This is a genomic window from Paenibacillus tyrphae (genome assembly GCF_024158745.1).
Lineage (GTDB): Bacteria > Bacillota > Bacilli > Paenibacillales > NBRC-103111 > Paenibacillus_G > Paenibacillus_G tyrfis_A.
In genome coordinates this window covers 12,851-27,626 of the sequence record NZ_JAMZAW010000027.1, presented here as the reverse complement: position 1 = coordinate 27,626, position 14,776 = coordinate 12,851, and the positions used below count along the sequence as shown (strand labels likewise).

The window sequence follows — 14,776 nt, the reverse complement described above, 5'->3', positions numbered from 1 at the left end:
CCACAAAAATTGAGGCAAGTCACTCCGTGTCGAACACGGCAGTTCCTTTGCGGGGCTCCGCTTCCATCCGTTTCAGCAGCGCATCGATCTCTTCATCGCTCATGCTGTCCATCCGCTCCAGCAAGTCCGCTGGGTCATCCAGCTCTGGAGCATTCACAATCATCTTCTCTTCTGCCGCTGCTTGATGCTCCTCAACCAGAGAAGCCAAATGAGCGACGCACGGATGCTCGAAAAATCGGGGCGATTGGATGTCGACCCCCAGACTTTGCTTCACCTCCGCCGCCATTTGCACGATCAAGAGCGAATGACCGCCCAAATCAAAAAAGTCATCGAGCGTTCCGATTTGTTCAACCCCGAGCAGCTTCTGCCATATGCTCGCCAGCCGCTTTTCCAGCGCATTTTCCGGCGGCTTGTACGGTGTCGCCAGTTGAGGACGCGGATACAATTGCTCGACCGCTTCCGCGGCCGGTTCTGTTGTTGCCACCCCCGCCGTCGCCACCTCGTCTGCCGCGCCGTGAAGCGCGTACCGTCCGAATGCAGCTCCCTGTGCCGCTCCGGGGAGGCGCGGCTCGATCCAATACCGCTGCCGCTCGAACGGATACGTCGGCAGCTCGACCCGGTTGCGCACCCGGCTACCGTGCAGCGCTTTCCAGGCGATGCTCTGCCCGCCACTCCACAGCTCTGCTACGCCTTCCAGCCACTGACGCCGCTCTCCGGCTCCGGTTCCGCCCGGCGGCAACGTGCGCACGCCGCGGTGTTCCGCTCCCCAGCGGACCGACTGCCGCATCAAGCCCGTCAGCGTCTGGCCCGGGCCGACTTCGATCACCACCGCATTCGGGTACCGCTCCAGCACGCGCTCCGCATTTTCCGCAAACCTGACCGTGCGCCTCGCGTGGGACACCCAATACGCCGCGCTTCCTGCCTGCTCCGCCGTGATCCAATCCCCCGACTCGTTAGACACGTAAGGAATTCGCGGCGCGCCCAGCTTCATCCGCTTTAACGCCTCTTCCAGCTCGCCCAGCGCCGGCTCCATCCGCGAGGAATGGAACGCCCCGCCTGTCCGCAAACGCCGGCATTCGATTCCTGCCTGCTGCAGACGGGCCATCAGCTCTTCCACCTCTTCGGCCGCACCCGTCACCACGCTCATCTTCGGGCCGTTGACCGCCGCGATTTCCAGCGTCCCCCTTAATCGCTCCGTCATCTCCGCCGCATTCGCGCCGACCGCCGCCATCGCTCCCGCTTCGCACCGGTGCATTAGACGACCGCGGACGCTCACCAGCTCCAGCCCTTCCTCCAGGCTGAATACTCCGGCTAAACAAGCCGCCGTATACTCGCCCAGACTGTGCCCAATCAGCGCGGCCGGCTTCACGCCTACGCTCATCCACAGCCGAGCCAGCGCATATTCCGCCACGAACAGCGCCGGCTGCGTCAGCCATGTCTCTTCCAGCCGCTCCGCTTCGAAGCCTTCGCTTCCCAGCAGCGCATCCCGCACGTCCATTCCCAGATGCGGCTTCAGCAGCTCGGCGCAGCGGTCCACCATCTCCCGGTACACCGGCTCCTGCGCGTACAGCTCCGCGCCCATGCCGGCATATTGACTCCCCTGCCCCGGAAAAGCGAAGACGACGGGACGCTCTCCCGCTTCCGCCAGACCGGTGCGCACCGCTCTCGCGTCTTCGCCCCGCAAAGCGTTCAGCGCCTGCTCCGCGTTACCGCACACGGCGCTCCAGCGGTGGCCGAACGCCTTGCGGCCCTGCTGCAGCGTGAACGCCGCGTCGGAGAGCTTCACCGACGGTTCCGCCTCCAGGTGCGCCGCCAGCCGTTCGCGCATCGCCTGCAGCGCCGACGGCGTCCGGGCCGACAGCACCAGCACTTCCTCGGCCGCTGCATCGTCGGAAGCACGCTGTGCAGGGGCTTCTTCCACGATGACATGCGCATTCGTCCCTCCGATGCCGAAGGAACTGACCCCTGCCCGGCGGGGCTGTCCCGGACTGCCGCCGGTCCACGGCCGGGCCCGGTCTACGACGTAAAACGGGCTGTTTGCCCAATCGACCGCCGGGTTGCCCTTCGTATAATGCAGGCTTGCCGGAAGCAGGCCGTTGCGCAACGACAGCGCAACCTTAATCAGGCTCGCCACCCCGGCGGCCGCATCCATATGCCCGACGTTCGTTTTGACCGAGCCGATCCCGCACCTAGGTCCGTCCGTGGACGGACCGAACACTTCGGTCAGCGCCGCCAGCTCGATCGGATCGCCCAGCGGCGTCCCTGTCCCGTGGGCCTCGACGTACGAGATGCTCTCCGCTCCGACGCCCGCAGCGCCCAGCGCCATCCGGATCACTTCTGCCTGTCCTCCGATGCTTGGGGCCGTATACCCGACCTTGCGTCCTCCGTCGTTGTTGATCGCCGATCCTTTGATCACGGCATGAACCGTATCTCCGTCCCGCAGCGCCTCGTCCAGCCGCTTGAGCATGACGACACCCACGCCGCTTCCGGCCACTGTCCCCTTAGCCTGGGCGTCAAACGCCCGGCAGTGTCCGTCCGGGGAGAAAATGCCGCCCTCGCGGTAAACATAACCCTGCTCGTGGGGAACGGTAATCGTCGCGCCGCCTGCGATCGCCATCCCGCATTCACCGCGGGACAACGCTTGACAGGCAAGATGAACCGCCACCAAAGAAGTCGAGCATGCCGTCTGTACCGAAAGGCTCGGTCCCGTTAAATTCAATTTGTAGGCGGTGCGCGTGGCAAGATGATCCTTATCGTTAGCGATAAGCGCCTGATAACCGGCTACCGGATCTGCCGGGTCCATATGGGGAAGGAGCCCGAACAGCAAATACGTGCTAATGCCCGCACCTGCATAAACGCCTACGGGAACGCCTCCTTCGGACGGATCATACCCTGCCTTTTCCATTGCTTCCCAGGCGCATTCCAGGAACAACCGCTGCTGCGGGTCAAGCATCTCCGCTTCCCTCGGACTGTAGCCAAAGAAACCGGCGTCAAACCATTCGATGCCGTCAACCGCCCCGCGGGCAGGCACGTATTCGGGTTGGGCCAATAGCTCCCGGGGAAGGCCGCTCGCTTCCAGCATGTCCGGCGTAAATCGACGGATCGATTCGACTTCGTTCGCCAGATTGGCCCAGAACGCCTCGAGATCGGATGCCCCCGGAAATCTCCCCGACATGCCGATAATGGCGACCGCTTGTCCGCCGGGGTCAACCTCCGCTTTTTGTGCTGTCTGCTCTGCCCGATTTTCCGCCTCCTCCGTATTTTCCTTCGAAGAAGCAGTCAACCGCTGCGCCAACAAACGAACGGTCGGGTACTCGAACAATTCCAACAGTTCAATATCAGCGGACAGCTCGTTTCTAAGCCGGGCATGAACCTGGGTAAGCAGCAAGGAATGGCCTCCGATATCGAAAAAATTGTCGTCAAGTCCGACGCTGCTCACTCCCAGCAAGTCTTTCCAGATGGAAGCTACCGCACGCTCCACGGCGGTCCGGGGAAGCTGCTGCGCGGCGGAGCCCTGTACCCGAACTTCCTCGGGAGCCGGAAGCCGATTGCGGTCAACCTTCCCGTGCGGTGTCAGCGGGAGACGATCCAGCAAGACGACATGCGATGGAACCATATACCGCGGGAGTCTTTGCTCGGCATATACGCGAACCTCCTGCGCATTGATCGGGGGCAGCGGAGTCATCCAACGTCTCACTGCGGTTTCTTTGGACTCGCGGGTCGCATAAAGGTAGTAAATGTTTTGCGTCACGTCGAGAGACCAGTCTTTCTCCGCAATCACTTGAAAGCCGTGCAGCTTCAGCAGCTCCATGACCCATTGGAGGCGGTCGTCCACGTCATGAAGCTCCAAGACGACCTGTCCGATTTTCGGCCAATCTTCGGCATCAATCCCCTGAAGCACGGCGAGCTCCGCCTTCTCCACGTTGATCTTCAACAGGTCGATTCGCTCCACCCGATGCTCGCGGATCACATCCGACAGCCTGCGGACGGGAACGGTCAGCTGTACGCTCTTCAAACGATCGTTCAGAATAGCCTCGACGGCTTCGTCGAGCTCTTGCGAAGGCTTCTCGTGACGCCGGATGAAGGAACGGACCAATTCCTTTTCTTCCTCCGTGTCCGTATGCAGACCCGATAAGAAAGAAAATTTGGGATAAAACGTAAATTCCGCCTCTCCTTCCTCCGCGGCGAGAGCGCAGTCCAAGATCGTGGCCTCCGCCCTGTACAAACGGGCGTTTAGAATCGTCAATTCCCGCACATACGGATTCGGTTCGAAGGCAAGAATGCGAACGCCCGGAGCCTGCATGTGCGCTTGCAGAGTAAACAATCCGATATTGGCGCCGACGTCAAAAATCACGTGACCTTCGTCAACCGAAATGCCGTGACGAAGATAAGCCAAATTTTCAAAAATATCGCGGTACAAAAAATTCGTCTCGTTTTTATTCAGCTGCACCACGGCCAAGCCGTTATTCAGCAAATGGCGCGTATGTCCGGAAGCCGTAGGCACACGCTCGGCCGACGGTACTACATAGGCGGCCAAAGCAGGCTGTCCCGTTTCGTCTTCGCGGACCACGACGCACGCTTGCTCGATATCCGGATGACCGGCAAGCACGGATTCGATTTCCTCAAGCTCGATCCGAAACCCCCGGATTTTGACTTGGAAGTCGGTCCGGCCCAAATAAGCGAACGACCCGTCGGCCCGTCGTTTTCCGATATCTCCGGTCCGATACATCCGGGCGCCTGCCTGAGCGGAAAAGCGGTCCGGCCAAAATTTCTCCGCCGTCAACTCTGGACGGCCCAGGTAACCATCGGATACGCCGGAGCCACCGATCCAGATCTCGCCGGGAACCCCAAGCGGAACCGGCTTTTGCCGGGAATCGAGCAGATAGATCGCGACGTTGCGCAGCGGGCGGCCGAGCGACGGAAGCTCGCTTTCCCGAACCCGGCAAACGGTGGCGTCTACCGTACATTCCGTCGGCCCGTATAAGTTGTAAAACTCGATGCCTTTGGCTTCCCGCATCGCCTGCCATGTCGATTCCTCGATCGGCTCGCCGCCGATCAGCCCCAGCAGGGGGCGCGTGCCCCGATGCTCCAGCAGTCCGAACTGCATCAGCAGGCGGCATTGCGAAGGGGTGCAGTCGAAAGCGTCGATCTCTTGTTCCCGAAGGTAAGCCACGAAAGCCCCGCCGTCCAACCGAATCTCCTCCGGGATGATATGCAAGGTGCGGCCCCGGAGCAGCTGAATGATCTGTTTCACCGACGTATCGAACGATAAGGAGCCGTTCACCACAATTTGCCGTACTCCCGAATGATGGCGGTAAATCGCTTCCTCCAAGGCTTCGCTTAAATGAAACAAGGAGCGGTGCGTGACCACAACCCCGCGGGGCTGGCCTGTCGAGCCCGAGGTATAGATCACATAGACCGGATCTTCCGGCTGAGCCAAGCTTTCCGGGTTAACATCCGGTTCTTCGGCCAGCGCGGCTTCCCCGGCCCCCAAATAAATCCGGACCGCCAAGCCGCCGTCCATCTTGCCTGCCGAAGCCTCGTCAGTCAGGATCACGCCCGGGGAAGCATCTTGAAGCATGTAACGGATGCGGTCCTCCGGGTACGCGGGATCGATTGGCACATAGGCGCCGCCGGCTTTTACGATTCCGAGCAAGCCTACGATCGCTTCGATCGAACGTGCGGCGCAGAGGCCTACCCGCACGCCACGGCCCACGCCATACTTGCGCAAATGATGAGCCAACCGATTGGCGCGGCAGTTCAACTCCCGGAACGTCAGCCGCTCGTTGTTGCAGACGAGTGCCGTTGTGTCTGGGGCTGTTTCGACCGCCGCTTCAAACAGCTCTGGGAACGTACGTTCCTGCGCCCAAGCGGCTCCGGTCGCATTCCACTCCTCCAGCATCCGGAGTTCGGCGGATGTGAGCAGCGGCAGCTCGGAGAGAGATGCTTGCGGATTGTGAACGATTCCCTCCAAAAGCACTTCCAAATGCCCGATCATCCGGCGGATGGTAGACGGATCGAACAAGTCTGTCGCATATTCAAGTGCCCCCTCCAATCCGCGCTCCGTGGAAGTCAGCAGCAGCACAATATCGAAGCGGGAAGTGCCGAGCGGAATATGGATGGACGAAGTCCGCAGCCCGGGCAACCGGATCAAGGAAGATGCCACCGTCTCGAACAGGAAAAGCACCTGGAAAAGGGGTGAATGGCTTCTGCTCCGCTCCGGCTGAACTTCTTCCACCAGCTTGTCGAAAGGAAAATCCTGATGATCGAACGCTTCGACTGCAGTGTCGCGCACCCGGTCCAGCAATTCAAGAAATGTCGGGTCTCCTGATACCTTCGTGCGCATCACCAGCGTGTTCATAAAAGTGCCGATAACTTTTTCCAGTCCGGTGATCCCGCGCGTGGATACCGGAGTGGCCAGCACAATTTCATCCTGCGACGTATATCTTGCCAAGAGCACGTTCACAGCCGTTAATACGGTCATGAACGTTGTCACGCCCTGCCGGCGGCTTAAAGCGGTTAGCGCTTCGGCCAGCGAAGCCGGAAATACGAAAGTTTCCATGTCCCCCTTGAAGCTCTGCCGGGCCGGGCGCGGATGGTCCGTAGGCAGCTCCAACGGCGGCAGCTGGGCCAGCTTCTGATGCCAGTACGTCCGCTGGGCCTGCAAAGCATCCGTCTCCACCCAGCGGCGCTGCCAATAAGCGAAATCCGCATATTGAATTTCCAGCTCGGGCAGCGGTGACGCCTCTCCCGCCGAAAATGCCCCGTACAGCTCCGAAAGCTCGCTGCCCAGAATGGCCATCGACCATCCGTCGGTTACAAGATGGTGCAGATTTAACGCAAGGATGTACGCTTCGTCCTCCAGCCGGATCAGCTTCGAACGAATGAGCGGTCCCGATGCGATGTCAAAAGGACGTCGCGCCTCTTGTACAGCCAATTCCAGCGCATGCCGCTCCCGTCGTTCCGCCGGTTCCTCCCGGAGGTCCGCACGCTCCAATTTCAATAGCATCGATTCCGCGATATGCTGCACCGGCTTCCCGCTCGAAGACGGAAACGTCGCCCGCAGCGCCTCATGCCGCCGGATGATTTCGTTCAGGCAGCGCTCCAGCATGTCGGCATCCAGTGCCCCTTCGATCCGGACGGTCATCGGCACGTTGTATGAGATATTGGTAGGATCCATCTGCTGCATAAACCACAGCCTCTGTTGAGCAAAGGAAAGCGGCATTTCGCCATGACGGGCTATCGGGGCGAGCGGCAGGCCAGACAGCCCGCCGCCGCCTTTTTCTTCGTACAGGTAGGCCAGCAGCATATCCTTGTGAGCCTGAAGCTCGCTGCGCAACTCCGGCGTTAGTGCCCCTTTGGGCGCACGAAACCGCAATTTCCCTTCTTCAGCCCACAGTTCGATACCCCATTCGCGGAACCGGTCTACTATGGCGCGTATATGGCTAGTATTGGTATCGTTCATTCCAGCACGCCTTCCTCCCAATCGTTTTCGTCCCCGTCCTCTTCCGGGCGGCCGGTCCCGGCTGCCGGCACACCGCCGATCAGGGAATGCACCAGCACATGCCGGTCTTGCAATTTGAACATCCCGCGAATGGAAGCAAAATCGATCGTGCCGACCGGATGCAGACCAAGTCCTTCCGCCGCCGCCACAGACATGAGCAGTTGGCCCATATAACCTGCTTCCAGGGTGCATAGACGCTCGGCCTGATCTCCGTACATCGGTCCGATCGCGTCCAGATCGGCGATCAGGAATACCGAGAAGGACGCCTGCTCGAATACGGGCTGGTAGACGAACGGAACGTGAATGTCTTTGCTGAACCGGGCCTCGGGCGACAGGAGCAGCAGCCTGTTCTTGGACGGATCGTAATAATACACGCCTTCGTCCAAGCCTTCTACGCGTCCGCCGTGAACATACAAGTACGTCTGGACCGCATAAAGCTCGCCAAAGGAAGGATGCTGCCGGACGCCTTTGCCGTGCGAATCGTCGTGGCGCAGTGCTTGCAGCAATCGTGCCAACCGGCCAAAAGGCATCGGCTCCTGAGCATAATGGCGGCACGGCTCCAGCGCAACGAATTCGGCCGCTGGTTCTTCGCTATGGCAGGCCGCTAAGTCGATCGCCGGGGCGTACGGTTCCGAACGCAGCCAGTGGCGTCGCTGTTTAAAACGTTCGCGTTCTTCGGGATCTACGATCACTTCGTACGAAGCGTCGAAGGATTCCATTTGTGTCCGGTCGGCGGCCGTCCAAGGCATTTTGGTTGCTTCGGCTGCATGTTTATGCATTCGGGTCACAAACGATTGCGTCACGTCGCCGACTGTCGGACGCCGGTAAAATTCATCGAATTTCATTCGCAAGCCGAACGCTTTTTCCAAAGCATTGGCCATTCGAACGACATCCATAGAGGTAACGCCTATCTCCAAAAGATTGGTGTCCTCCGCCAAATCGTCGAGTTGCAAGGAGGCTTTGACTATCGTCATAATCCGTTCACGATCCGTTCCGTTCTCCCCGCGCGCTTCCATACCGGCGGTCGGACCGGACATTTCGGGCGCAGGCAACGCCTTGACGTCCAGCTTACCGTTCACGGTCATCGGCCACTGTTCCAGGATGAAGACGGCAGCAGGAACCATATAATCCGGAAGCTTGCCGCTAAGGAATGACCGTAGGCAGTGGCCGTCGATCTTATTCATTTCGCTGTAGTGAAGCAGCACGTAACCTACAGCCGCAGCATCGCCGGACGGCCCCGGCTTCACCGCCACAAACGCTTCCTTGACGGCCTCATGCCCCCGCAGCGCTTGCTCGATCTCGCCAAGCTCGATCCGGTAGCCGCGGATTTTGACCTGGGCATCCTCGCGCCCCAGAAACTCAAGATCGCCGCTTGGCAAATAACGCGCCAGATCTCCCGTCCGATACAAGCGTTCTCCCGTTGCCGGATGCCGAATGAAGCTGGAAGCCGTTTTATCCGCATCGCGCCAATATTCACGGGCTAGTCCGACCCCGCCGATGTACAGATGTCCCGGCACCCAGACGGGACGATGCTCCAGCTTCTCGTCAAGAACATAGAGCCGCTGGTTCGCCATCGGACGGCCGTACGGGATGCTTTGCCAAGCCGGATCGACCGTTCCGATGGGATACAGAACCGACCAAATCGAAGCTTCCGTCGCTCCTCCCAAGCTCACGATCTCCACGCCCGGCGCGGCAATTTCACGAATTCTTTCCGGCAAACCGACCGGAATCCAGTCACCGCTCAGCATAATCAGCCTCAGGGAGTCCGGCAGCCGCCGCGACGTCGCAGCCGCATAATCGACCAGAAGCCCCATCAAGGCCGGAACCGAGTTCCAGACGGTAACCTGACATTCATGCATCCGCTCCAACCAATGGGCCGGATCCTTCAAGCCGCTGACAGTTGGATAGACGACCGCACCGCCCGCTTGGAGCAGGCCGGCCAGATCGAACACCGATAAGTCGAAGCTTAACGAAGAGAGCGCCAACACCCGGTCTTGCGCCCCGATTCGGAAGCGGGAACGTAAATCCTCCAGCGTATTCCTGGCGCTTCCGTGCGAAATGGCGACGCCTTTAGGCATCCCGGTCGATCCCGACGTGTAAATAATGTAGGCCAAATCATCTTCCGAGGCCGCCGTAATCGCTTCAGACTTGAGAGCTTCATCCGCATGAGGCTTCGGTCCGTCTATACAATAACGTTCTACCCCGTCCGGCCATTGGACAGTGGTATCTACCTTCGATTGCGTGATGGCTAAACGAATCTCGCCGCTCTCCAGCAGCAGACGGATACGCTCCGCCGGCAGCCCCGGATCGATAGGCAGATAAGGGGCGTGTGCGCGCAAAATGCCAAGGATGGCCGCCGCTTGCTCCCACCCCTTTTCCATCACCACCGCTACGGGACGATTCGGCCCTGCCCCGTGCCCGATAAGCCAGTCGGCCAGGCTATCCGCAAGACGCCCCAGCTCGCCATAGGTCAGTGTCATTCCCGGCGCCAGCACGGCCGGTTCTTCCGGGCGTAGGGACGCCTGTTCGAAGAACGGCTCATGAAGCAGACCGCGGGCCAGATCCGTCTCCGTCGCATTAACGCTGCCAATCCGCTCCAATTGACTCGCGGGCGCCAATGGCCCGACAGGCTCGTTCCACGCCTCCGCCTCATCCGTCAACCGTCTGAGCAGCGAACAGTAGGCTGCAAACATGTCGTCGATCATGTCCGGCGGGAACATGTCCTCTGCCACATCCCAATGGAAGCGCAGCATGCCGGCGTCCTCGTATACCTGATGATCCAGATAAACTTGCGGGGTTTGGCTGACCCCGTACACCACTTCGCCTAAGCCCCTCATCACGGAGGCATCCAGGCCATCCGTCTTCGTCAAGGTGCTCGTAAAAACTACCGGCATCGCCGCGCTGGAGCTGTCGAGATTGGCGCGCGCGTAATCGCGCAGCACTTGAACGCCGCTGTAGGAGCGATGCTCAAGGTCCTCCCACAGCTGCCGCTGAATGGCCTTCACCCTCGCCCCGAACGCAGTCTGGGCGGAACAGTTCACCTCCAGCAGCGTTAAAGTCGTAAAATCGCCGATGATCCGGTTTACATCCGGATGCAAAGGAAGCCGGTTGAACAGCGTTAAATTGATCGTAAATTTCGGTTTTTTGCTCCAGGCGGCCAGCACTTCGCTGAAGGCTCCCAGCAAAATCGCCGAAGGCGTAACGGCAAAACGTCCGCCATACCCGCAGAGCCTACGCCAATCTTCCGGGCTAAGGAAGGCGGCGAGACGGCGAAACCTCGGCGTCTGCAAGGAACCGGCCGAGCGGGCAAGCGGCAGCTCCGGCGCCGGCGGCAGCTTAGGGACCCGAGCCGCCCAATAAGCTTTTGAGCGCGTATACGCTTCAGATTCGAGCACCTGCCGCTCGGCCAGCACATAGTCGCGGAAAGTCACCTCCAGCGGAGGTAGGGTCGCCTGCGGATCACGCATAAGCTGATTGAGCTCCTGAAGCAGGACGTACCAGCTTTGCGCGTCCCCGATTAAAAGATCCACGCTGAAATGCAGGCGGAGTCGCTCGTCGGCTAGAAGCGTCGCGCTGATATCAAAAAGCGGGTAGCGGTCAGCCGGAGCATGGCGATGGGAAAGCTCGCTCCGGATCTCGAGAAGTTCACGTTCAGCCTCTTCCGGATGCAAATGGCGCAAATCCCGGCAGTTGACTTCATAAGGCGGGACTTCCCGAACAATCTGCTGCATGCCGTCGCTGCGGACAATCGCCCGCATCATCGGATGACGGCCAATCAGCACGTTCAAGGCTTGATTCAAACGTAAAATGGAAAGTGCCGAGGCATCAATTTCGATATAAAGGTGCGCTCCCACATTGCCCAGCTCAAAGTCTGCGCTGCGTCCGATCCAATAAGCCTGCTGCACCTCATTGAGCGGGAACGGCTCGTACAATTGCTCCGCATCCGGAACTGCCGGTTTCCAAGCGCTCTCCTCGGAAGTTTCGGGCAACCCAGAGCACGATCCTGCTGCCGCAGCCGTGTCCAAGCAGGCCGACAGCTCGGCAATCGTCGGCGCCGCAATCAACTGGCGCAGCGGACATTCGACCTTCAAATCCTCCCGAATTCGGGCAACCAGCCGAATGGCCAGCAGAGAGTGTCCGCCCAATTCAAAAAAGCTGTCCTCGATTCCGATCTCCTCGGTCCCAAGCAGTTCGCTCCAGATTCGGACCAACGTCCGTTCCAGCGGTGTCCGGGGAGCTATCCGGGCCTTGTCTTTGCCCCATTGCACGGCGTCGGGCGAAGGCAGGGAGCCGCGATCGGTCTTTCCGTTGCTAAGCAGCGGAATGCGCTCCAGCTCGATGAACAAGGAAGGAATCATATACACCGGCAAAGCTTGCCGGATATGTTCACGCAGGTCGGCGACCGATACCGTTGCGCCCGGCTCCCGTACCCAATACGCGATAAGTCTGGAACTGCCCGACGCATCGGGCTGGGCAATCAGGACGGCGTCGCGCACGCTCTCATGCTGTCCCAATACGGCTTCGATTTCGCCCAACTCAATCCGGAACCCCCGGACCTTCACCTGATAATCGGTGCGTCCGAGGAACTCCAGTGCACCGTCCGCCCGAAAGCGTGCCAAATCGCCGGTGCGATACAAGCGGGCTCCCGGTGTGTCCGTATACGGATCGGGCAAAAAACGTTCCTTCGTCAGTTCTTCCCGGTTCCAGTAACCGCGGGCTACCCCTACTCCGCCAATGTACAGTTCCCCGGTCACCCCGACCGGCACACGATGGCCTTGGGCATCCAGCACGTACATCTGCATATTCGCAATGGGTCGTCCGATTGGCACTTCCGATTCGCCTGGCGCACATTCCCACCAGCTGGCTTCGACGGCGGCTTCCGTCGGTCCGTAAAGATTGATCATGCGGACGCCGACCCTTTCCATACACTCCTGCGCGATGTCCGGAGCGAGCGCTTCGCCTGTGCAGTAGACCTGCTTAAGCGAGGCGCAGCGGCTCAAATCCCGCTCTTGCAGGAAAATCCGCAGCATGGACGGCACGAAGTGAGCCACGGTGACCCCATGTTTTGCGATGAAATCAACCAGATACGCGCTATCCGCGTGTCCGCCCGGTCTGGCGATCATCAGCCGCGCACCCGTAATTAGCGGCCAGAACAATTCCCAGATGGAGACGTCAAACGTGTACGGCGTTTTTTGGATGACCCGGTCATCAGACTCCAGCCGGAACGTTTCAAGCATCCAGTGCATTCGGTTGCAAATTCCCCGGTGTTCGTTCATGACCCCTTTAGGCTTGCCCGTCGAACCGGAGGTATAAATGACATAAGCCAAATGCTCCGGCCTCACGCCGTCGTCCGGCGGCAATACGCTTTCCCGCGAAATCTTGTCCTTCCATTCGGTATCGAGCGCAACTGCGGGCACTCCTGTTTCCGGCAGGCCGCTTAGCAAGTGTGATTGCGTAAGAAGGATAGACACTTGCGAGTCCTCAATCATAAAGCGGATACGATCCGGCGGATAATCCGGGCCGATCGGCACATACGCTCCGCCTGCCTTAAGCGTGCCCAGAATGCCGATAACAAGCTCGATCGAACGGTCCAGAAGCAGCCCTACCGTCCGTTCCGGTCCGATCCCCTTCCCTCTCAGATGGTGGGCTAACTGATTACTTTGCTGCTCCAGCTCCAGATAGGTGAGCCGCTTGCCTTCAAATTCGAGGGCGACGGCATCCGGCGTGCGGCCAACCTGGGCCTCGAATAGTTCATGAAGCAGCCAAGGGCCGTCATAATCGGACGATGTGGCGTTCCAGGCGCGAAAATGAAGCAGTTCCTCTTCGCTTAGCAGCGGCAGTTCACTTATATGCAGATCGGCGTTCGATGCAATCGCCGTAAGCAGCGTTTGCCAATGGCTCGACATGCGGGCCACCGTAGATTCGTCGAACAGATCGGTGTTGTATTCGATCTCCAGCTCCATCCCCTCTTCGCGGGGCGTGATTTGGAAGGTAAGATCGAATTTGGAGGTCCCGCAGTCCACTGGGACTTGTCGGATGGTCAGGTCGGCCAGCTCCAGCGGAGGCATCGGCGCGTTTTGGAAAAAGAAGGCTACTTGAAAGAACGGGTTGTGACTCATATGCCGTTCCGGCTGCAGTTCCTCAACCAATTTTTCGAACGGCACGTCTTGATGTTCGAAAGCTTCCAGCGCCGTCGTGCGAACCTGATTCAACAATTCGTTGAAGGAAAGCTCGGGCGAAAATTCGGCGCTCATCACCAGCGTATTCATAAATACGCCGATCAGTTCTTCCATTTCCGGGTATTTCCGGTTCGCGATGGGGCAGCCGATCCGGATGGTGCTTTGATTGGAATAGCGGTACAGCAGCGCATGCAGACCGGCCAGCAGGATCATAAACAAAGTGGCGTTTTTTCCCCGGGCGCTATCCTCCAGCTTTTGCTGAAGGCCGGCTGGCAGCATCATGCGGTATTTGGCGCCCCGATACCGTTGGAACGGCGGGCGGCGGCGGTCGGTGGGAAGCGCAAGGGAAGCATTGTCGCGACCCAGCTTGTTCGTCCAGTAAGCCAGCTGCCCCTGCAGCTCGCCCGCTTCATACTTGCCCCGCTGCCAACGGGCATAATCCGCATATTGGATGGGCAGATCGGCCAAGGGCGATTCGTTCCCCTGTTTCAACGCATCGTAGAGAGCTGCCAGTTCCTTCACGAATACGCCGAGCGACCATCCGTCCGAGGCCAGATGGTGCATAACCACGACGAAGAGATGCTCTTCCGGGGCCATTCGCACGACCAGCCCCCGAAGCAAAGGCGCTTCCCCCAGGTGAAACGGACGGCTGGCTTCCTCCTGCACGATCTTCTCGGCTTCCTTGGATTTGTCAGGCTCCGGCAGTGCGCTGAAATCGATAAACGACAACCGGAAATCCCCTGTTGAAACGAGACGCTGAACCGCTCGGCCTTCTTCTTCGATAAAGGCGGTGCGAAGCACTTCATGACGGTGGACAATCTCGGTCAAGCTGCGCTCCAGCGCTCGAAAGTCCAACGTACCGGTTAAATGCAGCACTCCCGGAACGTTATAGAACGGATTGTCCGGATCAAGCAGCCACATGAACCACAGCCGCTGCTGAGCCAAGGAGAGACCCGCCTCGCCTTCCGTATGGTCACGGCGCGGAATGGTGGTAGTCCCCTTTTTCTTACTGCCGATGCGCTCCAGCACCCGATTCAGCTGCGCTTGCGACAATGCTTTCATTTTCTGTGAGGAATCGTTCACGGTTCTCCCC

General features: G+C 59.6%; 2 protein-coding genes. Both read right to left on the bottom strand.

Features of this window, described 5'->3' with window-relative positions; translation table 11 throughout:
• Nucleotides 1–19: 19 nt before the first annotated feature.
• Entirely contained in the window at nucleotides 20–7,465 is a 7,446-nt protein-coding gene (locus NI000_RS30095) for a non-ribosomal peptide synthetase/type I polyketide synthase (RefSeq protein WP_253415052.1), read from the bottom strand.
• Complete coding sequence (locus NI000_RS30090) at nucleotides 7,462–14,766, bottom strand: non-ribosomal peptide synthetase (RefSeq protein ID WP_253415051.1); 7,305 nt, start codon at nucleotides 14,764–14,766, stop codon at nucleotides 7,462–7,464. The genes NI000_RS30095 and NI000_RS30090 overlap by 4 nt, the downstream gene beginning before the upstream one ends.
• Between the last annotated feature and the right edge of the window lie 10 nt (nucleotides 14,767–14,776).